The organism is Kribbella jejuensis (assembly GCF_006715085.1).
GTDB classification, from domain to species: Bacteria; Actinomycetota; Actinomycetes; order Propionibacteriales; family Kribbellaceae; genus Kribbella; species Kribbella jejuensis.
On record NZ_VFMM01000002.1, the window covers coordinates 410,832 to 436,025 of the forward strand.

Consider the following 25,194-nt stretch of genomic DNA (forward strand, 5'->3'; position numbering starts at 1 on the left):
AGACGGACCGCGCCCTATAGTCTGCGGATGGCACGTGGGGGCCGAGAACCAGCCAAGGCGTGCCGGGTCAAGGATTCTGGTCGACGAAGGAGACGTCCGGTGAAGAAGTACGTGCGGGGAACGGCGATCGTGGGCGTACTGACGCTCGCCGTGGCCGCTTGTGGCAGCAAGCCGACCGACAACAGCTCGAGCGGCGGCAGCGCCAACAAGAACTTCAAGGCCTGCATGGTCTCCGACTCCGGGGGCTTCGACGACAAGTCGTTCAACCAGACCTCGTACAAGGGTCTGCAGGACGCGGTCAAGGAGAAGGGCCTCACCGAGGTCAAGGCCGAGTCGAAGTCCGACAACGACTACACGACCAACATGACCGCGATGGTCAGTGCCAAGTGCAACGTCATCGTGGCCGTCGGCTTCAAGCTCGAGGACGCCACCGAGGCGGCCGCCAAGGCGAACCCGGACATCAAGTTCGCGATCGTCGACTCCGCACCCAAGGCCCCGATCGCGAACCTGAAGCCGCTGCTGTTCAACACCGCGCAGTCCAGCTTCCAGGCCGGCTACCTGGCCGCCGCGATGACGAAGTCCGGCAAGGTCGGTACGTTCGGCGGTCTGCAGATCCCGACCGTGACGATCTTCATGGACGGCTTCGCCCAGGGCGTGCGGTACTACAACCAGCAGAAGAGCAAGAACGTCCAGGTGCTCGGCTGGGACGACCAGAAGCAGAAGGGCCTGTTCACCGGCGACTTCGAGGACAAGGCGAAGGGCCAGAACAACGCGCAGAACCTGATCACCCAGGGCGCGGACATCCTGTTCCCGGTCGCGGGCCCGTCGGGTCTGGGCGGTCTGCAGGCGGCCAAGGCCAGCAACGGCAAGGTGAACGCGATCTGGGTCGACACCGACGGTTGCGTGAGCGCCGCGGAATACTGCTCGACCCTGCTGAGCAGCGTCGAGAAGGGCATGGACGTGGCCGTGAAGGACGCGGTCGAGTCGGTCGTCGACAACAAGTTCGACAACACCCAGTTCACCGGCACGCTGCAGAACGGCGGTACGGCGATCGCGCCGTTCCACGACTTCGACAGCAAGATCCCGGCGGACGTGAAGTCCGAGCTGGACACGATCAAGGGCGACATCATCAGCGGCAAGATCGTGATCGAGTCGAAGGTTCAGCCCAAGGCGTCCTGATCCGGCACACAATTGCGTAGTACGGTGCGAGCCAGGTAGGCAGACCCACAAGGTCCCGCCTTCCTGGCTCGCCGTCTGAAGGGAAGGCTGCGCATGCATCTCGAGCTCTCCGGGCTGACCAAGAGTTTCGGCTCGCTGGTTGCCAACGACCACATCGACCTGGTGATCGAGCCGGGCGAGATCCACTGCCTGCTCGGTGAGAACGGGGCCGGCAAGAGCACCCTGATGAACATGCTCTACGGGCTGCTGCAGCCCGACTCGGGCGAGATCCTGATCGACGGCGAGAAGGTCAAGATCACCTCGCCCAGCGACGCGATCCGGCACGGCATCGGCATGGTGCACCAGCACTTCATGCTGGTCCCGGTGTTCACCGTCGCCGAGAACATCATGCTCGGCCGGGAGAACACCCGCGCCGGCGGCGTACTGGACCGGAAGAAGGCGCACAACCTGGTCACCGAGCTGTCCGACCGGTATGGGTTCGAGGTCGACCCCGACGCCCTGGTCGAGGACATCCCGGTCGGCGTCCAGCAGCGGGTGGAGATCATCAAGGCGCTGGCCAACGACGCCAGCGTACTGATCCTGGACGAGCCGACCGCCGTACTGACCCCGGCCGAGATCGACGAGCTGATCGCCGTGATGCGCCAGCTCAAGGAGAACGGTACGTCGATCGTCTTCATCACCCACAAGCTCAAAGAGGTCAAGGCGATCGCGGACAAGATCACCGTGATCCGGCGCGGCAAGGTGGTCGGCCAGGCCGAGCCGTCGGAGACCGAGGAAGGCCTGGCCGAGATGATGGTCGGCCGCGCGGTCGACCTGGTCGTGGACAAGGAGCCGGCCCAGCCGAAGGACACCGTGCTGCGGGTCGCAGGGCTGACCGTCATCGACGAGCGTGGGTTCACCGCCGTCGACGACGTGGACCTCGAGGTCCGGGCCGGCGAGATCCTCGCGGTGGCCGGTGTCCAGGGCAACGGCCAGACCGAGCTCGCCGAGGCGCTGCTCGGGCTGACCCCGATCGCGGCCGGATCGATCTCGCTCGACGGCCAGGAACTGACCACCAGGTCGACCCGGCACCGGCTCGAGGCCGGTATCGGGTACGTACCCGAGGACCGCGCGCACGACGGCTTCGTCGGCTCGTTCACCGTCGCGGAGAACCTGGTCCTCGACCTGTTCCGGAAGGCGCCGTTCGGCAACGGCGTGGCGCTGCGCACCGACGAGATCGACAAGAACGCGACCGCCCGGGTCGAGGAGTTCGACATCCGCACCCAGAGCATCGACCTGACCGTGTCGTCGCTGTCCGGCGGCAACCAGCAGAAGGTCGTGCTGGCCCGCGAACTGTCCCGCCCGCTGAAGCTGCTGGTCGCCTCGCAGCCGACCCGCGGCGTCGACGTCGGCTCGATCGAGTTCCTGCACAACCGGATCGTGCAGGAGCGCGACAACGGTACGGCGGTGCTGATCGTGTCCACCGAACTCGACGAGATCGCCGCGCTGGCGGACCGGATCGCGGTGATGTACCGGGGCAAGGTGGTCGGCGTCGTACCGTCCGGCACGCCGCGGGACGAACTGGGCCTGATGATGGCCGGCGCCTCGCGGTCCCAGGCACACGACGAGGCGATCGAACACCCGACCACGTTGGGAACCATCTGATGAGCCCCGAGGAAATGAGCACAGAGACTGAAACCGCGCCGGCCCCGGTGCCGGCGAAGGCCCCGCAACAACGCTCCGGCATGCCGTCCTGGGCGATCCAAGGCCTGGTCTCGCTGAGCGCGATCGTACTGGCGCTGGTGGTCGGGGCGATCCTGATCATCGTCGGCGACAAGCAGGTGCAGACCGCGGTCGGGTACTTCGGTGCCGCGCCGGGCGACACCTTCTCGGCGGCCGCGAGCGCGGTCGGCGAGGCGTACAAGGCACTCGCGGTCGGTGCGTTCGGCGGCATCACGCCGATCTCGGAGTCGTTGACCCAGGCAACACCACTGATCTGCGGCGGCCTCGCGGTGTCGCTGGCGTTCCGGACCGGGTTGTTCAACATCGGCGCCCAGGGCCAGCTGATCGCGGGCGCGATCCTGGCCGGGTACGTCGGGTTCGCCTGGCACCTGCCGCCGGTACTGCACCTGATCGTCGCACTGGTCGCCGGCCTGGTCGGCGGCGCGATCTGGGGCGGCGTGGTCGGCCTGCTGAAGGCGCGGACCGGGGCGCACGAGGTGATCGTGACGATCATGCTGAACTACGTCGCGCTCTACCTGCTGTCCTGGCTGCTCACCACGTCGACGTTCCGGCGGCCCGGGCGGACCGACCCGATCTCGCCGATCGTGGACAAGAACGCGCAGTTCCCGAAGTTCGGCGACACCCGGCTGCACATCGGCTTCCTGCTCGCGCTGGCGGCCGCGGTGTTCGTGTGGTGGCTGCTGAACCGCTCGACGATCGGTTTCGAGCTGCGCGCCGTCGGTGCGAACGCGGACGCCTCCCGGACGGCCGGCATGTCGGTCGGTAAGGCGTACGTGATCGCGATGCTGGTCGCGGGGGCGCTCGCCGGTCTGGCCGGGACGCAGCAGGTGCTCGGTACCGATCTGCCGCTGACCGACGGCGTCGCGGCCTCGGTCGGGTTCGACGCGATCACGGTCGCGCTGCTCGGCCGCGGGACGCCGCTCGGCACCGTACTGGCCGGCCTGCTGTTCGGCGCGCTGAACGCGGGCGGCCTGCAGATGCAGCTGATCACCCAGACGCCGCTGACCCTGACCACTGTCCTGCAGGCCGTGATCGTGCTGTTCGTCGCGGCTCCGGCGCTGGTGCGCTCGGTCTTCCGGTTCCTGCCGAAGGAACGCGGCGCCGGCGCCGTCCTCGCGAAAGGCTGGAACGGATGACGGACACGACACCGGACGCCGCACCTGCGGCACCGGCGAAGCCACAAATCATCGAAGGACCGGCCGAGCGGACCCGCCGGCAGCGCGTCGGTGGCGTGATGGTGGTGTTCGCGCTGATCGGCCTCGGGCTGGCAATCTTCACCAAGAGCGGCAAGGCAACCTTCCAGCTGGTGTCGGGCGACCTGCAGCACAACCTGCTCGGGCTGCCCGCGCAGGCGGTCGGGCTGATCCTCGGGGTGCTGGGTGTCGCCGCCGCGGTCGCGTACGTGCTGCCCTCGGTGCGGCGCCTTGTTCCGCAGCGGTACGCCGGGTGGCTGGCCGCCGCGCTGGGGATCTGCTTCATCGGCGCGTTCCTGTGCTGGGCAGCGGCCGGCAAGACGTTCCCGCTGGCGAACCAGTTCCAGGGCACGCTGAACTTCGCGACGCCGCTGATCCTCGGCGCGCTGGCCGGGGTGATGTGCGAGCGCGCCGGTGTCATCAACATCGCGATCGAGGGGCAGTTCCTGGTCGGCGCGTTCACCGCGGCGATCGTGTCGAGTACGACGGGCAGCGGGGCTGCGGCGTTGATCGCCGCGGCCGCGAGCGGCGTGGTGATGGCGGCGCTGCTGGCGGTGTTCTCGATCAAGTACCTGGTCAACCAGGTCGTGCTCGGCGTCGTACTCGTGGTGTTCGCGACCGGTATCACCGGGTTCCTGTTCGATCAGTTCCTGCAGAGTGACGCGGACAAGCTGAACACCCCGAAGGTGCTGTCCGCGATCAAGATCCCGGGGCTGGGCGACATCCCGTTCATCGGGCCGATCCTGTTCAACCAGACGATCCTGGTGTACCTGATGTACATCGCGGTCGCGGTGGTCACGTTCGTCCTCTTCGAGACCCGTTGGGGCCTGCGGATCCGCGCGGTCGGCGAGCACCCGAAGGCGGCTGACACGGTCGGCATCAAGGTCAAGCGGATCCGGTACTCCGCGGTCCTCACGGCCGGCATCCTCGCCGGTCTGGGCGGTGCGTTCTTCACCGTCGGGTACGCCGGTTCGTTCAGCAAGGAGATGACCGCCGGCAACGGCTTCATCGCCCTGGCCGCCCTCATCATGGGCCGCTGGCACCCGATCGGCGCGACAGTAGCCGCCCTGTTCTTCGGCTTCGCCACCCAGCTGCAGTCCCAGCTCCAGATCATCCAAACCCCGATCCCCGGCCAACTCCTGCTGATGGCGCCGTACCTGGCCACCATCATCGCGGTCGCCGGGCTCGTCGGCCGCGTCCGAGCACCGAAGGCCGACGGTGAACCCTACGTCACCGAATGAGATCGACTGGCCGGCGCTGCGGGCGGTTGCCGTTGAGGTGATGCACCGGGCGTACGCGCCGTACTCCGGGTTTCCGGTGGGGGCGGCGGCGTATGTGGATGATGGGCGGGTTGTTGCTGGGTGCAATGTGGAGAATGCTTCGTACGGGTTGACGTTGTGTGCGGAGTGCGGGCTGGTGTCGGAGTTGCACCGGACCGGGGGTGGGCGGTTGGTGGCGTTCACCTGTGTCGATCGGCATGAGCACCTGTTGACGCCGTGTGGACGCTGCCGGCAGCTGTTGCACGAGAACGGTGGGCCGGGGTTGCTGGTCGAGACGGCGACCGGGATCCGGCCGTTGCGCGAGCTGCTGCCGGACGCGTTCGGCCCCGAGTTTCTGGAGGAGTAATGAGTTTCGACGCGGTGGATGTGATCCGGACCAAGCGGGACCGGGGCGAGCTGAGCGACGGCGCGATCGACTGGGTGATCGACAGCTACACCAAGGGTGACGTCGCCGACGAGCAGATGTCAGCGCTCGCGATGGCGATCCTGCTGAACGGGATGAACCGGCGCGAGATCGCCCGTTGGACCGCCGCGATGATCGCGTCCGGCGAACGGATGAACTTCTCCAAGCTGTCCCGCCCGACCGCGGACAAGCACTCGACCGGCGGCGTCGGCGACAAGATCACGTTGCCGCTGGCACCGTTGGTCGCCGCCTGCGGGGTCGCCGTACCGCAGCTGTCCGGCCGCGGCCTCGGCCACACCGGCGGCACCCTGGACAAGCTGGAGTCGATCCCCGGCTGGCGTGCCGCGCTGTCGAACGACGAGCTGATGCAGCAGTTGGAAGAGGTCGGCGCCGTGATCGGCGCGGCCGGAGACGGCCTGGCGCCCGCCGACAAGAAGCTGTACGCGCTGCGCGACGTGACCGGCACCGTCGAGGCGATCCCGCTGATCGCCAGCTCGATCATGAGCAAGAAGATTGCCGAGGGCACCGGCGCGCTGGTGCTCGACGTGAAGGTCGGCTCCGGCGCGTTCATGAAGGACCTCGCCGACGCCCGCGAACTGGCCGAGACGATGGTTGCCCTGGGCACGGATGCCGGGGTGAAGACCGTTGCCCTGCTCACCGACATGTCCGTACCGCTCGGTCTGACCGCCGGAAACGCCCTGGAAGTCCGCGAATCCGTCGAGGTTCTGTCCGGTGGCGGCCCCGCCGACGTGATCGAACTGACCCTCGCCCTCGCCACCGAGATGCTCACCGCGGCCGGCGTCACCGACGTCGACCCGGCCGAGAAGCTCCGCGACGGTACGGCGATGGACGTCTGGCGCGCGATGATCTCCGCCCAGGGCGGCGACCCGTCGGCCGATCTACCGATCGCTCCCGAGCAACACGTCGTACCGGCCCCCGCCTCCGGCGTCCTGTCCAAGCTGGACGCCCTCGCGGTAGGTGTGGCCGCATGGCGCCTCGGCGCCGGCCGCGCCCGCAAGGAGGACCCGGTGTCCGCAGTGGCCGGCGTCGAACTCCACGCCAAACCAGGCGACCACATCCAAGCAGGCCAACCGCTCCTCACCTTGCACACCGACGACCCGTCCCGGATCGAACGCGCCCTCGAGTCGCTCACGGACGCGGTGGCGGTCGCGGATTCCTACGAACCGGGCCCCCTGGTCATCGACCGGATCGGCTAGTTGGCGGTTGCGGTCAGGCGGGTGCGTTGTTCTTTGGCCAGCGCGGTGATCAGTTTCGTGTCCGGCGTGAGGGTTGTGCCGAGGGGGGCGGGCTCGTGGATGGAGAGTTCTATGACGATCGGGCCGATGGCGAGGGTGGCCTCGGCGACGGCGACCGATTGGTCGGAGGCGCCGTCGTACTCGACCCGGGCGTCGGAGAGGGCGCCCGGAAGATTGAACGGGTGGCTGTGGTCGTCCTGGGTCCAGAGACCGTTCTGGAGCGTCAGGGCCTTGGCGGCCGAGCCGGTCTTGAACAGTTGGACGGTGAAGCGCTTCTTCTTGTCGGGGCTGAGCCGGGTCGCCCGGTAGCCCTCGACGAAGTTCGCGTTGAGCAGGAGCGCACGGTCCAGCGCGGGGTCGGCGGACCAGTTGTTCAGGTACGTCGTCGCGGTGAACGCACCGGTGCCGTTGCGGGTGTCGGCGACGTACCCGCGGGGGAGCGCGACCAGTGCGGCGAGGCTGCTCTGCGGCGACCGATCCGCCGTACCGTTCAGTTCCGAGTGTTTCGCGGCCGGGGTCGGGGCAGCACTCGCCGACGTACCGTCCTCGGACCCGCAGGCGGTAACAGCCAGCAGCAGCCCGGTTACCAGAACGGCAACGCCCGCAGCATTCCGCTTCACGGGACCGATACCAACAGAGGTTGGTGAACGTCAGGCTAACAATCTCTCGATCCGGGCACGGGCTTCCTTGGGGTGCAGGGGTTCGCAGCCGGCCGCGACACATCGTTGGACCACCTGCGGATCGTCGCGGAGCAGCAGGAGGCCGCGACGCAGCAGGGTCAGCGGGGGTTTGCGGTGCTCGCGCAGGTCCCGCTGGAAGCGCCGCGCGAACGTGACGACCCGGTGGTGGTACACGCAGATCGCCACCGCCAGCAGGCCGCGTTCCCGCAGCGCCCCGGCGATCTGGTCCGCGAAGATGCCCTCAGCAACGATCAGCGGCGATCCGCCGGTAGTCACCGGGCGGTGCCCGACGGTACCGTCGGCGGCGATGTCGTAGATCGGCATGTCCGCGGATCCCGTCGTACACAACTGCTCCAGCGCCGCGACCGCGCGGTCGCCGTCCCAGGAACGCGGGTCGTCCCAATCGACGATCCCGAGCGGCGAGCGGGGCATCGCCTCGTCGTCGCCGTCACGGTAGAAGTCGTCGAGCCGTACGACGGGCAACCCCACCTGCTCCGCCAACCGCGACTTCCCCGCCCCCGAAGGCCCCGCCAGTAACACCACCCGTGAACGCACCGGCACATTCTCTTCCACTTCCTGCAGTAACAGCCAATTCCGTGGCGCGATAATCGGGTATGCCGAAGATGAAGCTGGGGGCTGTCGCCTACGCGTTGCTGGCAGTCGGCTGGCTCGTGTCCGCAGTCCTCACGCTGCGGGGCTACGGTTCGTACGCCGCGGCCGATCAGTGGTACCGGAACGCCGTCGCTGCGGTGTTCCTGCTGACAGGGGTATTGTTCGGCGTCGGCGCGGTTACCCGGCGGGGGCTGGTGTCCGACGTCGGGCCGCGAATCTGCCGCCAGGGCTGGATCGCGGTGATCGGTCTGGTAGCTGTTGCTTTCGTGGTGTCGCTGTTCGGCGAGTCGGAATGGGGCGCGCCGTTCCCCACCGTCACCGCGGTGTTCATACCTCCGTGGATCAAGCGGCTGCAGGAGAACTACTACGAAGGACGAGCTGAAGCCGAGCGGGAGCTCAATCCAGAAGGGCCTGCTGGAGGGCAGTCGCCGACTGTTTGAACCAGGTGTTGGTGCGGTCGGTGAGGTCGGCTTCGCCGGTGGTCCAGCGTTGGTGGAACCAGGGGTGGCCGGTTTCCGCGCCGCGGCGGACGTAGTCCATGCACCAGACGTGGTTGTCGGCGGCGGCGTCGACCAGGCGCCGGCGATCCGGTTCGGTCAGGCCGTACGTGTCCGCGAACCGCCGCAGCCGGGCGAGTGAGCGTCCCCGGCGTACGTCGTGGATGTCAGCGTCCGGGCGCAGTGGTGCCCACAGCCGCACCGCGGTCGCGACGTCCCACAGCGAGGATCCGGGCCCGGCGAGGTCGAAGTCGATGAGGGCGACCGCGATCCCGTCCCGGAACACCAGGTTGTCGAGGTTCGGGTCATTGTGGCTGATCAACCCGGTCACGTAATCCGCAGGCACCGGCTCGGCCCACTCCAGCCCGGCCGGCCGGAAGTCCGCCACCGCCTGGTGGTACTCCCGCAGCAGCACCGCCACGCTGTCCAGCGCCGCATCCGTCATCGACCAGGACGGGTACGGCGCTGTCACCGTTTCGCCGGGGAGGTACGACAGCACCTCCCGCCCCTGCGAATCGACCCCCAGGAACCGCGGCGCCCCCTCGAACCCGACCCGTTCGAGGTGTTCGAGCAACGCGTGCGTGGCCTGGCTGCTGGCGCGCAACGGACGGCGGACGGTGTCTGCGACCCGGACGACCAGCCCGCGGTTCGCAGTACCGCCGAGCAACTGGGTTTCCACCTCAGATGAGGGCATCGCGGGTCAGTGTGTCTCGTCCAGCAGCGCTTTCGCCAGGGGTGCGTGGGTAACGATCGCGTTCACCAGCCCGCTGCGGACGGCGGCGCGGACCGCGTCGACCTTGGCGAGGCCGTACGGGATCGCGATCACCTCGTCGATCTTGTTCATCTGTTCGGCATTGATCGCGATCACCCGCTCGGTGACCCGGCTCTGCACCGGCGCACCGTCGGCGTCCACGAAAACCCCCGAGATGTCGGCGACCACACCACGGCGAAGCAGTTGTTCGCAGGCGTTCTCGTCCATCGCGTCGTACAGCGTCGACTGGCCACTGGCCCACGACCCGAGCCCGACGACCGCCTTCGACACCGAGTCGAAGTGGCTGATCGCCTCGGCCACCTCCGGCTGCTGCCGCAACGCCCGCGCCGTGGCGGCATCCGGGACTACGAGCGGGGCGTAGAACAGGTACGCCGGACCGCCCGACAGCCGCGCGGTGTGCCGGACCAGCTCGACCGAGTTCGCCTCGACGTCCGGACGGGTCAATGCCCCCGTGAGCTGTACGACGGGCACCGGCGCGAGCGACGTGAGCTGCTCGGTCATCGCGGTCACGGCACGCGCCCACGCCAGGCCGAGGACGTCCTCGGGCGTGACGATCTCGGTGAGCAGATCCGCGGCCGCCTTGCCCAGCTGGGTACGCAACGCCGCCTCGTCCACCTCCGGGGTGTCCACGACGATCGCCCGGCGCAGGCCGAGTCCCTCCTGCAGCCGTGCGGACAGGTCGATGTCGATCGCGCCGGGGTGGCTGATCTCGATCCGCACCAGCCCGCTGCTGCGCGCCTGGTCGAGCAGCCGCGCGACCTTGAACCGGCTGAGCCGGAACTCGTCGGCGATCTCCACCTTCGACCGCCCGTCGACGTAGTACCGCCGCGCAATCGAGGCCGTCAGCACCAGTTGCGCAGGCCCGAAGGACTCCATCAAACCCTCCCCGCTCATATGAGCACCACCGGACCCAAGTGTTGCACAGACCCTTGACAGGTCAAGTGCCCTCCGGTCTACTTCTGTTGTGAGCGGAGGCGTGCTCAAATGAGCGGAGGCAGCTGTGCTGAGTAGGCGCAAACGCATCGGAGCGGCCGGGGTCGCGGTGCTGATGACCGCGGTGACCGGTTGTGCGGGCTGGGGAGGCGGGGCCGGCGGTGGCGGTGCCGACAGCATCAACGTGCTGATGGTGAACAACCCGCAGATGGTCGATCTGCAGAAGCTGACGGCTGACAACTTCACCAAGCAGACGGGCATCCACGTGAACTTCACCGTGCTGCCCGAGAACGACGTCCGGGACAAGATCAGCCAGGAGTTCTCCAGCCAGGCCGGTCAGTACGACGTCGCGTCGGTGAGCAACTTCGAGATCCCGATCTACGCGAAGTCCAAGTGGATCGCGCCGCTGTCGGACTACATCGCGAAGGACCCGTCGTTCGACCAGGACGACATCCTGAAGCCGATGACCCAGTCGATGACCGCGGACGACGGCAAGATCTACGGCGAACCGTTCTACGGCGAGTCGTCGTTCCTGATGTACCGCAAGGACATCCTGGCCGCCAAGGGCATCGCGATGCCGGCCAAACCGACCTGGCAGCAGGTCGCGGACATCGCGGCGAAGGTCGACCACGCGACGCCGGGGATGCGCGGTATCTGTCTGCGCGGCCAGCCCGGCTGGGGTCAGCTGTTCGCCCCGCTCACCACGGTCGTCAACACCTTCGGCGGCACCTGGTTCACCAAGGACTGGCAGGCGAAGGTCGACTCGCCGGAATTCACCGAGGCGACCAAGTTCTACGTCGACCTGGTCCGCGCACACGGCGAGGCGGGCGCGCCGCAGGCCGGCTTCACCGAGTGCCTGAACGACACGATCCAGAGCAACACCGCGATGTGGTACGACGCCACGTCCGCGGCCGGTTCGCTCGAGGCGCCGAACTCGCCGGTGAAGGGCAAGATGGGGTACGCGCCGGCGCCGGTCGTGAAGACCGACAGCTCCGGCTGGCTGTACGCCTGGGCCTGGGGCATCCAGGAGGCCTCGAAGAAGAAGGACAACGCCTGGAAGTTCATCTCCTGGGCCTCGGGCAAGGACTACGAGAAGCTCGTCGGCGAGAAGGTTGGCTGGTCCAACGTCCCGGCCGGCAAGCGCGCGTCGACGTACGAGAATCCGCAGTACCTGAAGGAAGCCGCGGCGTTCGCGGAGCCGACCAAGAACGCGATCGAGCACGCGGACCCGAACAACCCGGGCACCCAGCCGCGGCCGGCGCCGGGGATCCAGTTCGTCGACATCCCCGAGTTCCCGGACCTCGGCACCCAGGTCAGTCAGGACGTGAGCTCGGCGATCGCCGGGAAGACGAGCGTCGACAAGGCGCTGAAACGCGGGCAGGAGCTCGCCGACGACGTCGCCGAGCGGTACCGCTCGCGGCTGGCGAAGTGAGGGGCGTCATGAACGAGCGAAGCGAGTTCATCATCAAACACAGCGTGTACCGTGCCTCATCGGCGCCCGGAGCGAAGCGAGGACGTCGATGAGCACTGAAACCGAAGCCCGGCCGGGCCGCCGGCGGCATGCGACCGAGACCGCCGGATCTCAAGGCACAGTGATGCGCAAGGCCGGTGACTGGGCGCGGCGCGGACCGTTGCTGCCGGCCCTGATCTTCATGATCGTCGTGACCCAGTTGCCGTTCGTGGTGACGATCGTCGTGTCGTTCATGGACTGGAACGCGTACTACCCTGACGAACGCGGGTTCGCCGGGTTCGCGAACTTCCGCCGGGTGCTGACGGATGCGAACACCCGGCACGCGATCTGGGTGACGATCCTGCTGACCGCGGGCGTGGTGCTGCTCAGCCTGGTTCTCGGGCTGCTGATCGCGCTGCTGCTGGACCGGAAGTTCCGCGGCCGCGGCGCCGTCCGGACGATGATGATCACGCCGTTCCTGGTGGTACCGGTGGCCGCGGCGCTGCTGTGGAAGCACGCGCTCTACAACCCGACGTACGGCCTGTTCAACGGCGTGCTGAAGTGGATCTTCGGAGCGAACGCGCCGCAGCCGGACTGGATCAGCAACCAGCCGCTGTGGTCGATCATCTTCGCGCTGGTCTGGCAGTGGACGCCGTTCATGATGCTGATCCTGCTGGCCGGGCTGCAGAGCCGTCCGCTGGACGTGATCGAGGCGGCCGGGATCGACGGCGCGAACCAGTGGGAGATCTTCCGCTACATGACGCTGCCGCATCTGCGCCAGTACCTGGAGCTGTCCGCGCTGCTCGGGTCGATCTACGTCGTGCAGAACTTCGACGCGGTGTTCACGATCACGTCCGGCGGCCTCGGTACGGCGAACCTGCCGTACACGATCTACCAGACCTTCTACACCGCGCACGACTACGGACGGGCGTCGGCGGCCGGCGTGATCGTGGTGATCGGCACGATCCTGATCGCGACGTTCGCGCTGCGCTCGGTGTCCACACTGTTCCGAGAGGAGACTGGACGATGAGTGGCCAGGTGACCATCGTGAAGGGTCATAACCGCCGGGGTGGCGGGTGGGCTCTGAGCGGGCTGGCGTGGATCGTCGGGATCCTGTTCGTGCTGCCGGTGTTGTGGATGCTGCTCACCTCGTTCCACTCCGAGGAGAACGCGGCGAAGAACCCGCCGGACCTGGCCGCACCGCTGACGCTCGACGGGTACCGGTCGTTCTTCAGTACCGGCCCGTGGCCGTCGATCGCGAACTCGCTGACCGCGAGCATCCTGTCCACCGCGCTGGTCATCCTGCTCGCGTTCCCGGCGGCGTACGCGCTGTCGATCCGGCCGGTTCGCAAGTGGACCGACGTGCTGTTCTTCTTCCTGTCGACGAAGATGCTGCCGGTGGTGGCCGGGCTGCTGCCGATCTACCTGTTCGCGCAGTCGGTCGGGTTCCTGGACAACATCTGGCTGCTGATCATCCTGTACACCTCGATGAACCTGCCGATCGCGGTCTGGATGTTGCGCAGCTTCCTGTCCGAGGTCCCGGTGGAGATCCTCGAGGCGGCCTCCGTGGACGGCGCCTCGCTGACGCGGACGTTGCGGTCCGTGGTCGCGCCGGTGGTCACGCCCGGGATCGCGTCGGCGGCGCTGATCTGCTTCATCTTCAGCTGGAACGAGCTGCTGTTCGCCCGGGTGCTGACCGGCACGGTGGCGCAGACGGCTCCGGTGTTCTTGACTGGGTTCGTGACCAGCCAAGGATTGTTCCTCGCCAAAGTCTGTGCCGCGTCGATCGTGGTGTCGCTGCCGGTGCTGATCGCCGGGTTCGCCGCACAGGACAAACTCGTCCAGGGTCTGTCGCTGGGGGCGGTCAAGTGAAGCTGTCCGCGACCAATCTCCATGCCCTCGGCAACGTTGGCGTCCCTGACTACGACCGTACGGCGGTGACGCCGGGGATCGTGCACTTCGGGGTGGGCGGGTTCCACCGGGCGCATCAGGCGATGTACCTGGATCGGCTGATGTCCGAGGGCAAGGCGCTCGACTGGGGCATCGTCGGCGTCGGGGTGTTGCCGAACGACCAACGGATGGCCGAGGTGATGGCGGCCCAGGACTGTCTTTACACGTTGGTCGTCAAACATCCGGACGGGACGCTCGAGCCGCGGGTCGTCGGGTCGATCGTGGACTACCTGTTCGCGCCGGATGACCCGTCGGCCGTACTCGACCGCCTTGCCGATCCGGCGACCCGGATCGTGTCGCTGACGATCACCGAGGGTGGGTATCACGTCAACCAGGTGACGGGCGAGCTGGATGCCTCGGATCCGGCGCTGGCGGCCGACCTCGAGCCGGGAGCTACACCCGGGAGTGTGTTCGGGTTCATCGTCGAGGCGCTGCGCCGGCGGCGTGAGGCCGGCGTACCGCCGTTCACCGTGATGTCGTGTGACAACATCCCGGGCAACGGGCACGTCGCGCGCAAGATGATCGCCGGGTTCGCGCGGTTGAAGGACCCGGAGATCGCGGAGTTCCTCGAGAACGACGTACGGTTCCCGAACTGCATGGTGGACCGGATCACGCCGGTCACCACCGACGCCGACCGGGCCGCGCTGGCCGAGCGGTTCGGGGTCGAGGACGGCTGGCCGGTGGTGTGCGAGCCGTTCACGCAGTGGGTCCTCGAGGACGACTTCGGCGGGATGCGGCCGCCGTACGAGGATGTCGGCGTCCAGATCGTCGAGGACGTCGAGCCGTACGAGCTGATGAAGCTGCGGCTGCTGAACGCCTCGCATCAGGCGCTCGCGTACCTCGGGTTCCTCGCTGGTTACCGCTACGCGCACGAGGTGTGCCAGGACAAGCTGTTCGTCGACTTCCTGCTCGGCTACATGGACAACGAAGGGACGCCGACGCTGCCGCCGGTGCCCGGGGTCGACCTGGACCGGTACAAGCACCAGCTGATCGAACGGTTCGCGAACCCCGAGGTCCGGGACACGCTGGCGCGGTTGTGTGCGGAGAGCTCGGACCGGATCCCGAAGTGGTTGCTGCCGGTGGTCCGCGAGCAGCTCGCCGCCGGGCGGGAGATCGCGCGGTCGGTGCTCGTGGTCGCGTCCTGGGCCCGGTACGCCGAGGGCGTCGACGAGCAGGGCCGGCCGATCGAGGTCGTGGACCGACTGCGCGACAAGCTGGTCGAGCGCGCGCAGCACAACCGGGAGGATCCGCTGGTGTTCATCTCGGACCCGGATCTGTTCGGCGATCTCGGGTCGGACGAGCGGTTCGTGGCGCCGTACAAGGCGGCGTTGCGGTCGCTGCACGAGATCGGCGCCCGCGCAACGCTCGAAGCCCTCTAGTCTGGGAGCCATGACTGAGCTGAGGCTGGTCGCCGGGGTGGACTGCTCCACCCAGGCGACCAAAGTTCTGGTGTGTGACGCTGCGACCGGAGAGGTTGTCCGGGAAGGGCGTGCCCCGCACCCCGACGCCACCCAGGTCGACCCGGCCGAGTGGTGGAAGGCGTGGGAGACCGCGTCCGACGGCCTGCTGGACGGCGTCCAGGCGATCGCGGTCGGGGGCCAGCAACACGGCATGGTCCTCCTCGACGAGTCCGGCGAGGTGGTCCATCCCGCAGTCCTGTGGAACGACACCAGCTCGGCCGACGCGACCACCGAACTCATCGCGGAACTCGGCGGCCCCGAAGCCTGGGCCGAGGCCATCGGTTCCGTCCCCGTCCCGTCCTTCACCGTCACCAAACTCCGCTGGATTCGCGACGAAGCCGCCCGCGCTGCGCACGGCGCTGCAGGTGAGGCGGCGCGGCGGGCTGCTGCTGTGGTGCTGCCGCATGACTGGATGACGCATCGGCTCGCTGCGGACCGGTCCGGGATCGAGGGGATCACCACCGACCGCGGGGATGCGTCTGGGACCGGCTGGTGGGATCCGACGACGAACAGCTACCGGACCGAGTTGGTCGAGCTTGCCTTCGGGCGGCAATTGCAGCTGCCTCGGGTGGCGGGCCCGGCTGAGGTTGTTGGTGAGACCTCCTTCGGGGCGGTGATTGCGGCCGGGACCGGGGACAACGCGGCCGCAGCGCTCGGGCTCGACCTGCAGCCTGGGGATGTGGCCGTCTCGCTCGGCACCAGTGGTACGGCGTTCGCGCGGTCCGCGCACCCGACCAAGGACGCCACCGGCCTGGTCGCCGCCTTCGCCGACGCCACCGGGGAGTACCTCCCGCTCGTCTGCACGCTGAACGCGGCCCGCGTCATGTCCGCGACCGCGCAGATGCTCGGCCTGGAACTCTCCGCCTTCGACGAGGCCGCGCTCACCTCGCCCGGCAGCGAAGGTCTCGTACTGCTCCCGTTCCTGGACGGCGAACGTACGCCGGACCTCCCGCATTCGACCGGCCTGATCTACGGCCTGACCCGCGCCACCATGCAGCCGGCGACGATGGCCCGCGCCGCCGTGGAAGGCCTGCTCTGCGGCCTGGCCGACGCCGTGGACGCCCTGCGCAATCAGAATGTCCCCGTCCAACGAGTCCTGCTCCTGGGCGGCGGCGCCCGCTCCCGGTCCGTCCAAGCTCTGGCCCCCGCACTCCTGGGAGCCGAGGTGGTCCTCCCGGAGCCGGCCGAATACGTGGCCCTCGGCGCTGCCCGTCAGGCAGCCTGGGCCCTGTCCGGCGCAGCCACCCCACCCACCTGGCAGATCCCCCTCGGCAAGCCCGAACCAGCCATCACCGTCGACGCAGCCACCATCCGCGCCAACTACGAACAGGTCCTCACCAACACCCGTCCGCTGCTGTCCCAGCCGTACAACCGCTAACCTTCCGCGATCGCCTGCAGCATGTCTCGCAGCGAAGCAGGGTTGTCGCCGAAGAGTTCCTTGTCCAGCTCGGCGGCGATGGCGATGGCTTTGCGGGCGGTACGTCGGCCCGCCGGGGTGAGCTGTAGGCGGTAGGCGCGGGCGTCCGACGGATCCGGCGTGCGGCGGAGCAGGCCCGCGTCCTCCAGGTTCTTGACGACCTTCGACGTCATCATCCGGTCGGCGCCGGCGGTCTGGGCGACCTGCTGCTGGGTCGGTGCACCCTGGGTGTGCTCGACCCAGCCGGTCGAGGCCAGCAGGAGGAACTGGGTGGGGGTGAGGCCGACCTCGCGGAGCCGGCGGTCCAGCTCGGCCCGCCACCTCAGCGCGGCGTGGTGCAGCCAGAAGCCGGGCGACGCCAGCGGGCCCTCGGTCATCGGACCGCCGCGGCGCGGGCTTCGAGCGCCGTCCAGGTACGGAAGAAGTCCCGCCGCATCCGGCGCCCGAAGTGGAAGCGGAACAGCGGTACGAGCGGACCGGTGACGCGGACCGTCCGCGTGCAGCGGAGCTTCCCGCCCGGCAGTTGCTCGTAGTCGTTCGAGCCCCAGAGCCTGCCTCCCGGCAGCGAGCACTCGCTCGCCCACCGGCGCTCCGGCACCACCTCGGTCAGCGTGAACGCCGCACCCGGGTTGCCCTTCTGCTTCACCCATCCGGCGGTCCCGACCGCGAACTCACCGTCCAGCCGCGCGAGGTCCTCGTGCGGATCCCACTCCGGCCAGCGCGCCACGTCCGTCACCACCCGCCACACCGCCGCGGCCTCCGCGCTGATCACGGTCTCTTCCTTGATCTCGTACATCGCCACCTCCTGTTGCCGTGACAACAGTAATTGTCGTCACGACAACAGTCAATCCCGGGAACCGGGCAGGCTCTACAGTGGAGAAATGGTGTACATCGGTGGGGTGCTCGGCCTGATCGGGCTGCTGACGTTGCTGTTCCGCGACGGCGACGTCGCCGGGCTGCCCGCCGTCGGTGCCGGTATCGGGCTGCTGGTGGTCGGCGTCGGCCTCGGCGCGCTCGGCGTCCTCCGGCGGCGCGCGATCCGGCGACGCAAGATCGCCCGCGGCGAGCCGGTGCCGGTCGGGAACGTGTTCGAGCGGGCGCGGGCACTGCCCCGGCTGCTCCGCGACGTCCGCCGCGGCGCGTACACCGACCTGCCGCGGAACCGGACGTTCCTCTGGCTGCTCGCGCTGGTCTACCTGATCTCGCCGATCGACATCCTGCCCGACCTGCTCCCGATCATTGGCGTCACCGACGACGCGGGCGTGTTCATGTGGCTGCTCACCAGCGTCTCCACTGCCACCGGGCTGTATCTGCGCAAGGAACGCGAGCAACTCCCGCCGACCGGCCGCCGCTTTACCGACGGCGGCTGACCCACTCGGCGACGTCCTCGGCCGCCTCTTCCGGATGCTCGTAGGCGAACCGCTGCAACGGATCGCCGGGCGGGTCGTCCGACTCAAGGCCGTTGGCCGCGGCAACCAACTGCTGTGCTGCCGCCAGTACGCGCGCCGCCTGCTGCTTAATCTCCGTTGGGTCCTCCAACGAAACCGCGACCGTCGCCAGGTCCGCGACCTCGCACGCCTGGTACGCCATCGCCAGCCGCCGCGCCGCCGGGTTCATCCGAACGCCCGCACGAAGAACAACCCGGTCATCACGACCGCAGTACCCAACACGAGCCCGCGCAGTACGCCGGCAGGCATCCGCTGCACACCATGCGCACCGACGTACCCACCGATGATCGCGCCGGCCAGCATCGCGACCAGTTGCACCGGCTGCGCGAGTACGTCGGCCGCGAACACGAAGACCACCGCCGCCGTCAGGTAGACCGCACCCACCTGGATCACCCGCAACGGGTTGCCGCGTGCCGGGTCGAGCGTGGTCGTCGCGGTCCAGAACGCGAGCATCATCAGTCCGACCGCACCGCCGAAGTACCCGCCGTAGATCGCCAGCAGGAACTGCCCCGCCAGGATCGCGGCGGGTCCGGGCCGCCCGAGCCGCAATGCCGCGGTCAGACGTTTTCCGAACGCCAGGACAACGGTTGCGAACGCCAGCAGCCATGGCACGGCCGCGTCGAACGACGTCGACGGCAGCCACAGCAACAACCCCGCTCCGATGGCGCCGCCACACACGCTCGCCAGCGTCAGGCGGAGCGGCGACGGCTGGTGGAAGCCTTCGATCTCCCGCCGGTACACCCATGCGCTGGTCGCATTTCCCGGCAGCAGCGCGACCGTCGTGGTCGCGTTCGCCGTCACCGGCGGCACGCCGGCGCCGACGAGGGCGGCGAGGGCCACGAAGCTGCCACCACCGCCGACGGCGTTCAGGGCGCCGGCTGCGACGCCGGCCAGGAGGATCAGCAGCACGCTTCGAGGATCCGGGTTCCACGGACACTCCACAATGCGCGATCCCCGTAGCCAGCCTCAGTCTGAGACGTAGGCTGAGGAGATGCGGTACGACCTGGACGATCTCCGGCTCTTCACCCATGTCGCGGCGGAGGGCTCTATCACCGCGGGCGCGCGGGTGATGCACCTCAGTCTGCCTTCGGCCAGCGCGCGGGTCAGAGCGCTGGAGGCCCAGGCCGGCGTACCGCTCCTGGTCCGCGAGCGCCGCGGCGTCCGGCTCACCCCGGCCGGCGCGACCCTGGCCCGGCACGCCCGCGAGGTGCTGGCCGAGACGACCCGCCTGGACAGCGCGGTCGCGTCGTACGCCGTCCCGAGTTCGGCGCCGATCCGCCTGGTCGCGGGCGGCGCCGCGATGCACCAGCTCGTCCCGCAGGCGCTGGCCACGTTCCTCCGCGACCACCCGGAGTACGACGTGAACGTGAGCGAACGCCGTACTGTCCGGATGGTCCGGCTGCTTGCCGCCGGCGAGGCGGACCTCGGCGTGATCCTCGACGACGAGCCGACCCAGCTCCGGACCGAACCGCTGGCCGACGACTCGCTCGTGGTGATCGGCCAGGCCGGGGGCACGCTGTCCGGCCGGGAGTCGATCGCGTACGCCGAGGTGGCCGAGCATCCGCTGGTGGGCCTCGACCGGAACTCCCCGCTCAGCCAGTGGATGGACGACCGCCTCGGCCCGCACGCCCCGGCCCCGCGGTACCGCACGCTCGTACCGACCCTGCACGCGCTGATCACGCTCGCCATCGCGGGCGCCGGGCTGGCCGTCGTACCGCGGCGCGCCGTCGACTCGAACACAGACGTCGACATCTGCCCGCTCCAGGACGCGTGGTCGTCCCGACGGCACGTCCTGTGTTACGCCGCGGACGCGCCCGAAAGCGCTCACCTGCTTGCGGCCCACCTGCACGCGGCGGCCGGTCGCTAGCGGGGCAGGCGATTCCGGATGCCGTCGATCAGGTAGTCCAGGCCGAGGTCGAAGACCTCGGACGCGGTCCGGTGCCGGGCGTCGTGGACCCATTCCGACAGCACGGGATAGTTGCCGGTGGCGAACATCCGGGCCAGGTACGGGCCGGTCGCGCGCTGGAACTCGCGCCGGTCGAGTCCGCTGGCGCGTTCGGCCCGGCGTTCGGTGATCTCCTTGCGGACGGCACCGACCAGGTAGACGTTCAGCGTCTCGAGCGCCCCGGTCAGCGCGTCGAGGTCGTCGAGGCCGGTGGATCGCAGCGCGCTGAGCGACGCCTCGGTGTGCGCGAGCGTGGCCGGGCCGAAGCGCGGGCGGCTGCCGAGCAGGTCGGCGAACCACTCGTGCCGCAGCGCCAGGTCGCGGATCCCGGTCGCGATCGATCGCAGTACGGCGTCCCAGGTCTCACCGCTCGGTGGTGGGAGTTCGCCGTACACGGCGTCGACCATGAGTTCGAGCAGTTCGTCCTTGGTGTCGACGTACCGGTAGAGGCGCATCGGGCCGGCGTCGAGAGCGGCGGCGACCTTCCGGAGCGAGACCGCCTCCAGGTCCGAAGCGTCGGCGAGCTCGATGGCGGCCCGGACGATCCGCTCCCGGCTGAGCGGACTCGGCCGCCGGCGCTCGGACGGCTCGGGCCGTTCCCAGATCACGCTCACGATGCCGAACGATACACCGATCCCTGCTGATACAGTGTATCGTCCAATACAGTGTATCGAATGGAGTTCGACGTGCCGATCGCGATCATCGGTGGCGGCCCGGGTGGCCGCGCGCCGCGAGGGGCAGGACCTGCGGATCCTCGACCACACCGGCACGATGCTGCTGCAGGAGGACACCCCGGACGACGCGCCGATGCTGCGGCCCGAGATCGACCGCGCGGACCTGCGGGACCTGCTGCTGCGCTCGCTGCCCGAGGGGACCGTTCGCTGGGGGAGCGTCTTCACGCACGCGAACGGCCGGACCCTGCATTTCGCCGACGGGAGTACGGCGACCTACGACCTGCTCGTCGGTGCCGACGGGGCGAACTCGCGGGTCCGGCGGCTGCTCACCGGCACCGAGCCGTCGTACGAAGGCAAGGTCATCGTCCACAGCCTGATCCGCGCCGCCGATCGCAGGCACCCGGAGCTGGCCGCGATGGTTGGCCGGGGCAACTACTGGGTGTTCGGTCCGGACCGGATGCTCGGCGCGCAACGGAACGGGAACGGCATGATCCAGGTGAGCATCTCGATCCGGACCGCGGCCGACGTGGATCCGGCGGCCGTGACGGACTTGCCGGGTGAATGGGCGCCGCAGTTCCGGCGGTTGCTCGCGGCGTGCGACGAGCCGTTCGTCGCGCGGCCGACGTACCTGTTGCCGATCGGTCTGCGCTGGCCGCGGCGGTCCGGCGTCACGTTGCTCGGGGACGCGGCGCACTTGATGCCGTCGCACGGTGAAGGGGCGAACCAGGCGATGCGCGACGCGGCCGAGCTGGCGGCGGCGATCGCGGCGCATCCGGACGATCTCGACGCGGCGTTGGAGCAGTACGAGCCGGCGATGTACGAGCGGACCGCCGCGGTCGCCAGGCGGTCGGCCCAGGTCGCGGAGATGATGTCACCGCCCGATGCGGCGCAGAAGGTACTGCGGTTCTTCGGGGCGGTCGAATAGGTTGGGGATGTGGACATCCCGCTGCAGGCGTTCGAAGCCCTTCTGCACAGCCCGAACGTGCCGACCGTCTGCCGGGCGCTGAACATGTACCAGGTGGCCGCGGCCTACACGCGGTTGAGTGGTGGAAACCCCCTCGAGCCGCTCGCCGACGACGTACGCCAGGTCGCCCGCGAGATCCTGGCCCGGCCCCCGGTCGAACCGACCGAGGACATCACCGCCGCCTTCGACCACATCAGCGCCCTGAACGTCCTCACCACACTGGCCGAGCCCGCCGACCTCCCGCTGATCACCACCGTCCTCGAAGCCACGACGAACGACCAGGTACGCGCGGTCGCTTCGCTGGCAGCAGACACCGCGGGACGGAAGGCGACCGGCACCTGACGGTAGCGTGCAGTCCATGCGCGCGCTGACAGTCGAAGAGGCCCGGCAACGGGCGGCGGACCTGGACCTGCAGTCGTACGAGGTCGCGTTCGACCTGATCGGGGAAGGGCCGACGTTCGTCACGACCAGCCGGATCCGGTTCCGGGCCACGAACAGCACGAGCTGGGTGGACGTGAAGCCGGAGCGGCTGCTCGCCGTCGAGCTCAACGGGCAGCCGCTCGATCCCGGTGCTCTGGACGGCGGGCGGTACCCGCTTACCGGACTTCAGGCGGAGAACGAGCTCGTCGTCACCGCGGACTTCAAGTACTCGACGGACGGCGAGGGGCTGGTGCGCTCGGTCGACGCCGCCGACGGTCGCGTCTACACGTACGGCATGTCGTCGCTCGAATCCGCGCCGCGGTACTTCCCCTGCTTCGACCAGCCTGACCTCAAGGCGCCGTACGCCGTGACGGTGAAGTGTCCCGAGGACTGGGTGGTCCTCGGCAACGGCGGGGCCACCCGGATCGGGCCGGGCGAGTGGACGTTGGCGGAGACCAAGCCGCTGTCGACGTACTTCGTCACGCTGGTCGCTGGGCCGTTCCACCAGGTCCGCGCCGAACACGACGGAATCCCGCTCGGACTCGCCTGCCGGCAGTCGCTCGCGGAGCACCTCGAGCGGGACGCTGACGACCTGTTCCGCACCACCCGGGACGCACTCGACGCGTACCACCGGATGTTCCGCCGGCGGTACCCGTTCGGCGAGTACTGGCAGGCCTTCGTCCCGGACTTCAACCTGGGCGCGATGGAGAACCCGGGCTGCGTCACGGTCTCCGACGACTTCGTGTTCCGCGGGCCGGTGACCGACGCCGAGCGCAGTACCCGCTCCCGGGTCCTGGTGCACGAGATGGCCCACATGTGGTTCGGCGACCTGGTCACGATGAAGTGGTGGAACGACATGTGGCTGAACGAGTCGTTCGCCGAGTACATGGCACACCGGGTGGCCGAGGACGCGACCGGCTATCGCGGCAACTGGGTCGACTTCGCGTTCGTCCGCAAGTGGTGGGGGCTGCAGACCGACCAGAGCAGCTCGACGCACCCGGTCGCGCCGGACGGTCTGAAGGACGCGCGGCAGTCGCTCGACGACTTCGACGGGATCTCGTACGCGAAGGGGGCGGCGGTCCTCAAGCAGCTCGCCAAGTACCTCGGGGACGACGTGTTCCGCGCGGGAGTGAACGCGCACCTGGAGGCGCACGAGTTCGGGAACGCGGATCTGCACGAGTTCATCGAGAAGCTCACCGAGGCGGGTGCGCGCGAGCTGGACAACTGGTCCGACCAGTGGTTGCGGACGCCGGGGCTGGACACGATCTCGGTCGAGCCGGCCGGCGGCGGCGTCGTGCTGCACCGGAAGAGTCCGGACGAGTCGCGTCGCTTGCACAAGTTGAGTGTCGGAATGTACGGCGCGGACGGATCGGCTGCACTGGTCGACGCCACGATCACCGAGGACTCGATCGAAGTTGCCCTAGGCAACGGCGTCGCGGGTGGTGTGGTCGTGGCTGATGCCGGCGACGACACCTGGGCGAAGATCCGGCTGGACGCCACCAGCCTCGCCAACCTTCCCGCGGTGCTCCCGACGATCACCGACAGCACCACGCGGGCGGTGATCTGGAACTCCGTCCGGGACGCCGTCGCCGACGCCGAGCTGGATCCGCGGCAGGCGCTCGAGCTGTTCACGGCAGCGCTGCCGGACGAGGACAGCGACGTCGCGGTCGGCTCGTTGATCCGCTGGCTCGAGGACAAAATGCTGGGTGGCTACCTCGAGTACAACGCGGCGCGCGGACCGGTTGCCGATGCCCTCAGCAACAAGCTCGCCACGACCGCGCCCGGCAGCAGCCTGCAGCTGGTGACCGCCCGCGGCCTGATCTCGACGACCACCGACGTGGCGCTGCTGACGTCGTGGCTGGACGGCTCAGCCGCGCCCGACGGTCTGCAGATCGACGCCGACCTGCGGTGGACGCTGGTGCTACGGCTCGTCCGGCTCGGTGCGTTCGGTGCCGCCGAGATCGATGCCGAGCTGGACCGGGACAAGTCGACCGAGGGCGTCATCCACGCCGCCCGGTGCCGGTCGGCGCTGCCGGACGGCAAGGAGGCGGCCTGGGCACGGATCATGACGGACCCGTCGGTCGGCGTACAGGAGCTGCTCGCCGCGGCCGACGGCTTCTGGCACCCGGAGCAGGCGGCGATCACCGCGCCGTACGTGCCGCGGTTCTTCACCGACCTGCCGCGGACCGCCGAGATCCGGTCCGGCATGGTGGTCGGCATCACCGCACGCCGGATCGCCCCGCGCTACGCGATCGACCCGGACCTGGTCGCCCCGGCCGAGGCGCTGATCGCGGACGAGAGCGTGGCGCCGGCCATCCGCCGGCAGACGGCCGACTTCCTGGACGGCCTCCGCCGGGCGCTGGAGGTGCGGCGGACGTTCAGCGCACAGTGAGGCGTTCCGCGACCGCGCGGCGGGCCTGGTGGATGCGGGCTTTCACGGTGCCGAGCGGGACGTCGAGTTCGTCGGCGATCTCGGCGTACGACAGGGCGCCCAGGTCGCGGAGGACCAGCGGCTGGACGAGCTGGGGGTGGCTGGACTCGAGGGCCTCGAGGGCTTCCAGCAGGTCGAGGCGGGACCCGGCGATGACCGAGGTGGTGCGCGGGTCGACGGCCTCCGGGAGGACCTCGGCGGACTGCTCGACCGAGCGGCGCTTCAGCGACCGGTAGGTCTGCCGCGCCTGGTTGGTGGCCACGATCGTCACCCAGCCGGCGAAGCTGCCGGTGCCCTTGAACGTGTGCACCTTGTTCGCGACCTGGAGCAGGGTGTCCTGGACCGCCTCCTCCGCGTCCTCCCGGTACGGAAGGAACTTGGCCACCCGCCGCTGCACCTGCGGCCGGATCGCCTGCAGAAGTTGTGGAAGCACCGTCTGATCCCCGGCGGCTGCCCGGGCGGCGAGTTCTTCCAACTCTTCGGTCATGCTCCCCCTTCTGGACTGGTC

27 protein-coding genes are annotated in these 25,194 nt (G+C 69.0%); 17 read left to right on the forward strand and 10 right to left on the reverse strand.

The window, feature by feature from the left end:
• Positions 1-99 precede the first annotated feature (99 nt).
• The 6 genes from FB475_RS21915 (at position 100) to FB475_RS21940 (ending at position 6,994) form a co-directional block, all read left to right on the forward strand.
• The gene (locus FB475_RS21915; RefSeq protein ID WP_141858447.1) at positions 100-1,179 is read left to right on the forward strand and encodes a BMP family lipoprotein; all 1,080 of its coding nucleotides are present in this window, start codon (positions 100-102) and stop codon (positions 1,177-1,179) included.
• 93 nt (positions 1,180-1,272) lie between these two features.
• Complete coding sequence (locus FB475_RS21920) at positions 1,273-2,823, forward strand: ABC transporter ATP-binding protein (protein WP_141858448.1); 1,551 nt, start codon at positions 1,273-1,275, stop codon at positions 2,821-2,823.
• Positions 2,824-2,837: 14 nt separating this feature from the next.
• The gene (locus FB475_RS21925) at positions 2,838-4,037 is read left to right on the forward strand and encodes an ABC transporter permease (protein WP_141858449.1); all 1,200 of its coding nucleotides are present in this window, start codon (positions 2,838-2,840) and stop codon (positions 4,035-4,037) included.
• The gene (locus tag FB475_RS21930; RefSeq protein ID WP_141858450.1) at positions 4,034-5,335 is read left to right on the forward strand and encodes an ABC transporter permease; all 1,302 of its coding nucleotides are present in this window, start codon (positions 4,034-4,036) and stop codon (positions 5,333-5,335) included. The genes FB475_RS21925 and FB475_RS21930 overlap by 4 nt, the downstream gene beginning before the upstream one ends.
• A complete protein-coding gene (locus FB475_RS21935; protein WP_141858451.1) occupies positions 5,313-5,720 on the forward strand; it encodes a cytidine deaminase in 408 nt (135 codons plus the stop codon). Before FB475_RS21930 ends, FB475_RS21935 begins: the two co-directional genes overlap by 23 nt.
• Entirely contained in the window at positions 5,720-6,994 is a 1,275-nt protein-coding gene (locus FB475_RS21940; protein ID WP_141858452.1) for a thymidine phosphorylase, read from the forward strand. The genes FB475_RS21935 and FB475_RS21940 overlap by 1 nt, the downstream gene beginning before the upstream one ends.
• On the opposite strand, the gene FB475_RS21945 is transcribed toward FB475_RS21940, so the two are convergent.
• Positions 6,991-7,653, reverse strand: coding sequence for a hypothetical protein (locus FB475_RS21945; RefSeq protein ID WP_141858453.1), 663 nt, complete (start codon positions 7,651-7,653; stop codon positions 6,991-6,993). The genes FB475_RS21940 and FB475_RS21945 overlap by 4 nt on opposite strands.
• Before the next feature lie 30 nt (positions 7,654-7,683).
• Positions 7,684-8,268, reverse strand: a complete 585-nt coding sequence (locus FB475_RS21950; RefSeq protein ID WP_141858454.1) for a uridine kinase family protein — start codon at positions 8,266-8,268, stop codon at positions 7,684-7,686.
• Positions 8,269-8,327: 59 nt separating this feature from the next.
• On the opposite strand from FB475_RS21950, the gene FB475_RS21955 reads away from it, so the two are divergent.
• Positions 8,328-8,765, forward strand: coding sequence for a hypothetical protein (locus tag FB475_RS21955; RefSeq protein ID WP_141858455.1), 438 nt, complete (start codon positions 8,328-8,330; stop codon positions 8,763-8,765).
• Here FB475_RS21955 and FB475_RS21960 read toward each other — a convergent pair.
• Positions 8,722-9,516: a phosphotransferase gene (locus tag FB475_RS21960; protein ID WP_141858456.1), complete on the reverse strand. Its 795-nt coding sequence runs from the start codon at positions 9,514-9,516 to the stop codon at positions 8,722-8,724. The genes FB475_RS21955 and FB475_RS21960 overlap by 44 nt on opposite strands.
• Before the next feature lie 6 nt (positions 9,517-9,522).
• Complete coding sequence (locus FB475_RS21965) at positions 9,523-10,488, reverse strand: sugar-binding transcriptional regulator (RefSeq protein ID WP_202878470.1); 966 nt, start codon at positions 10,486-10,488, stop codon at positions 9,523-9,525.
• Between the two features lie 106 nt (positions 10,489-10,594).
• Here FB475_RS21965 and FB475_RS21970 point away from each other — a divergent pair, with 106 nt between their 5' ends.
• The 5 genes from FB475_RS21970 to xylB all read left to right on the forward strand — a co-directional run bounded on the left by FB475_RS21970 (position 10,595) and on the right by xylB (position 16,765).
• Positions 10,595-11,959, forward strand: coding sequence for an ABC transporter substrate-binding protein (locus tag FB475_RS21970; protein WP_238332330.1), 1,365 nt, complete (start codon positions 10,595-10,597; stop codon positions 11,957-11,959).
• A gap of 88 nt (positions 11,960-12,047) precedes the next feature.
• Positions 12,048-13,007 (forward strand): carbohydrate ABC transporter permease, encoded by a 960-nt coding sequence (locus tag FB475_RS21975; protein ID WP_141858457.1) that lies wholly within the window; start codon positions 12,048-12,050, stop codon positions 13,005-13,007.
• On the forward strand, positions 13,004-13,849 hold the full coding sequence (locus FB475_RS21980) for a carbohydrate ABC transporter permease (RefSeq protein ID WP_141858458.1): 846 nt from the start codon (positions 13,004-13,006) through the stop codon (positions 13,847-13,849). Before FB475_RS21975 ends, FB475_RS21980 begins: the two co-directional genes overlap by 4 nt.
• Complete coding sequence (locus FB475_RS21985; protein WP_141858459.1) at positions 13,846-15,306, forward strand: mannitol dehydrogenase family protein; 1,461 nt, start codon at positions 13,846-13,848, stop codon at positions 15,304-15,306. The genes FB475_RS21980 and FB475_RS21985 overlap by 4 nt, the downstream gene beginning before the upstream one ends.
• 10 nt (positions 15,307-15,316) lie before the next feature.
• Positions 15,317-16,765: a xylulokinase gene (gene xylB, locus FB475_RS21990; RefSeq protein WP_185759390.1), complete on the forward strand. Its 1,449-nt coding sequence runs from the start codon at positions 15,317-15,319 to the stop codon at positions 16,763-16,765.
• Here xylB and FB475_RS21995 read toward each other — a convergent pair.
• Together FB475_RS21995 and FB475_RS22000 are read right to left on the reverse strand one after the other, a co-directional pair.
• A complete protein-coding gene (locus FB475_RS21995) occupies positions 16,762-17,181 on the reverse strand; it encodes a MarR family winged helix-turn-helix transcriptional regulator (RefSeq protein ID WP_141858460.1) in 420 nt (139 codons plus the stop codon). The two genes, xylB and FB475_RS21995, sit on opposite strands and share 4 nt — an antisense overlap.
• Positions 17,178-17,600 (reverse strand): SRPBCC family protein, encoded by a 423-nt coding sequence (locus FB475_RS22000; protein ID WP_141858461.1) that lies wholly within the window; start codon positions 17,598-17,600, stop codon positions 17,178-17,180. The genes FB475_RS21995 and FB475_RS22000 overlap by 4 nt, the downstream gene beginning before the upstream one ends.
• Before the next feature lie 85 nt (positions 17,601-17,685).
• Between FB475_RS22000 and FB475_RS22005 the strand changes: the two genes are divergently transcribed.
• Entirely contained in the window at positions 17,686-18,174 is a 489-nt protein-coding gene (locus FB475_RS22005) for a YkvA family protein (protein ID WP_141858462.1), read from the forward strand.
• Here the strand turns inward: FB475_RS22005 and FB475_RS22010 are convergent.
• Both FB475_RS22010 and FB475_RS22015 read right to left on the reverse strand, forming a co-directional pair.
• Positions 18,158-18,421 carry a hypothetical protein gene (locus FB475_RS22010; protein WP_141858463.1) on the reverse strand — a complete coding sequence of 88 codons (264 nt, stop codon included), beginning with the start codon at positions 18,419-18,421 and terminating at the stop codon, positions 18,158-18,160. The genes FB475_RS22005 and FB475_RS22010 overlap by 17 nt on opposite strands.
• Positions 18,418-19,161, reverse strand: a complete 744-nt coding sequence (locus tag FB475_RS22015; protein ID WP_141858464.1) for a sulfite exporter TauE/SafE family protein — start codon at positions 19,159-19,161, stop codon at positions 18,418-18,420. The genes FB475_RS22010 and FB475_RS22015 overlap by 4 nt, the downstream gene beginning before the upstream one ends.
• Positions 19,162-19,243: 82 nt before the next feature.
• Between FB475_RS22015 and FB475_RS22020 the strand changes: the two genes are divergently transcribed.
• The gene (locus FB475_RS22020) at positions 19,244-20,119 is read left to right on the forward strand and encodes a LysR family transcriptional regulator (RefSeq protein ID WP_141858465.1); all 876 of its coding nucleotides are present in this window, start codon (positions 19,244-19,246) and stop codon (positions 20,117-20,119) included.
• On the opposite strand, the gene FB475_RS22025 is transcribed toward FB475_RS22020, so the two are convergent.
• The gene (locus FB475_RS22025; RefSeq protein WP_141858466.1) at positions 20,116-20,811 is read right to left on the reverse strand and encodes a TetR/AcrR family transcriptional regulator; all 696 of its coding nucleotides are present in this window, start codon (positions 20,809-20,811) and stop codon (positions 20,116-20,118) included. The two genes, FB475_RS22020 and FB475_RS22025, sit on opposite strands and share 4 nt — an antisense overlap.
• Before the next feature lie 91 nt (positions 20,812-20,902).
• Between FB475_RS22025 and FB475_RS22030 the strand changes: the two genes are divergently transcribed.
• From FB475_RS22030 to pepN, 3 genes are read left to right on the forward strand one after another with little or no spacing between them, the layout of a single operon-like run.
• Positions 20,903-21,796, forward strand: a complete 894-nt coding sequence (locus FB475_RS22030; protein ID WP_202878472.1) for an FAD-dependent oxidoreductase — start codon at positions 20,903-20,905, stop codon at positions 21,794-21,796.
• A 9-nt stretch (positions 21,797-21,805) separates the two neighbouring features.
• A complete protein-coding gene (locus FB475_RS22035) occupies positions 21,806-22,177 on the forward strand; it encodes a hypothetical protein (RefSeq protein ID WP_141858468.1) in 372 nt (123 codons plus the stop codon).
• A 16-nt stretch (positions 22,178-22,193) separates the two neighbouring features.
• The gene (gene pepN, locus FB475_RS22040) at positions 22,194-24,647 is read left to right on the forward strand and encodes an aminopeptidase N (RefSeq protein WP_141858469.1); all 2,454 of its coding nucleotides are present in this window, start codon (positions 22,194-22,196) and stop codon (positions 24,645-24,647) included.
• Here pepN and FB475_RS22045 read toward each other — a convergent pair.
• On the reverse strand, positions 24,634-25,173 hold the full coding sequence (locus FB475_RS22045; RefSeq protein ID WP_141858470.1) for an RNA polymerase sigma factor: 540 nt from the start codon (positions 25,171-25,173) through the stop codon (positions 24,634-24,636). The two genes, pepN and FB475_RS22045, sit on opposite strands and share 14 nt — an antisense overlap.
• Between the last annotated feature and the right edge of the window lie 21 nt (positions 25,174-25,194).

What these genes read in the sequence shown, in the direction of transcription:
- FB475_RS21920 (WP_141858448.1), top strand. Translation starts at nt 1,273, where the DNA reads ATGCATCTCGAGCTCTCCGGGCTGACCAAGAGTTTCGGCTCGCTGGTT.
- xylB (WP_185759390.1), top strand. Translation starts at nt 15,317, where the DNA reads ATGACTGAGCTGAGGCTGGTCGCCGGGGTGGACTGCTCCACCCAGGCG.
- FB475_RS21965 (WP_202878470.1), bottom strand. Translation starts at nt 10,488, where the DNA reads ATGAGCGGGGAGGGTTTGATGGAGTCCTTCGGGCCTGCGCAACTGGTG.
- FB475_RS22000 (WP_141858461.1), bottom strand. Translation starts at nt 17,600, where the DNA reads ATGTACGAGATCAAGGAAGAGACCGTGATCAGCGCGGAGGCCGCGGCG.
- FB475_RS22005 (WP_141858462.1), top strand. Translation starts at nt 17,686, where the DNA reads ATGGTGTACATCGGTGGGGTGCTCGGCCTGATCGGGCTGCTGACGTTG.
- FB475_RS22020 (WP_141858465.1), top strand. Translation starts at nt 19,244, where the DNA reads ATGCGGTACGACCTGGACGATCTCCGGCTCTTCACCCATGTCGCGGCG.
- FB475_RS22045 (WP_141858470.1), bottom strand. Translation starts at nt 25,173, where the DNA reads ATGACCGAAGAGTTGGAAGAACTCGCCGCCCGGGCAGCCGCCGGGGAT.
- FB475_RS21995 (WP_141858460.1), bottom strand. Translation starts at nt 17,181, where the DNA reads ATGACCGAGGGCCCGCTGGCGTCGCCCGGCTTCTGGCTGCACCACGCC.
- FB475_RS21960 (WP_141858456.1), bottom strand. Translation starts at nt 9,516, where the DNA reads ATGCCCTCATCTGAGGTGGAAACCCAGTTGCTCGGCGGTACTGCGAAC.
- pepN (WP_141858469.1), top strand. Translation starts at nt 22,194, where the DNA reads ATGCGCGCGCTGACAGTCGAAGAGGCCCGGCAACGGGCGGCGGACCTG.
- FB475_RS21930 (WP_141858450.1), top strand. Translation starts at nt 4,034, where the DNA reads ATGACGGACACGACACCGGACGCCGCACCTGCGGCACCGGCGAAGCCA.
- FB475_RS21975 (WP_141858457.1), top strand. Translation starts at nt 12,048, where the DNA reads ATGAGCACTGAAACCGAAGCCCGGCCGGGCCGCCGGCGGCATGCGACC.
- FB475_RS21925 (WP_141858449.1), top strand. Translation starts at nt 2,838, where the DNA reads ATGAGCACAGAGACTGAAACCGCGCCGGCCCCGGTGCCGGCGAAGGCC.
- FB475_RS21940 (WP_141858452.1), top strand. Translation starts at nt 5,720, where the DNA reads ATGAGTTTCGACGCGGTGGATGTGATCCGGACCAAGCGGGACCGGGGC.
- FB475_RS21980 (WP_141858458.1), top strand. Translation starts at nt 13,004, where the DNA reads ATGAGTGGCCAGGTGACCATCGTGAAGGGTCATAACCGCCGGGGTGGC.
- FB475_RS22010 (WP_141858463.1), bottom strand. Translation starts at nt 18,421, where the DNA reads ATGAACCCGGCGGCGCGGCGGCTGGCGATGGCGTACCAGGCGTGCGAG.
- FB475_RS21955 (WP_141858455.1), top strand. Translation starts at nt 8,328, where the DNA reads ATGCCGAAGATGAAGCTGGGGGCTGTCGCCTACGCGTTGCTGGCAGTC.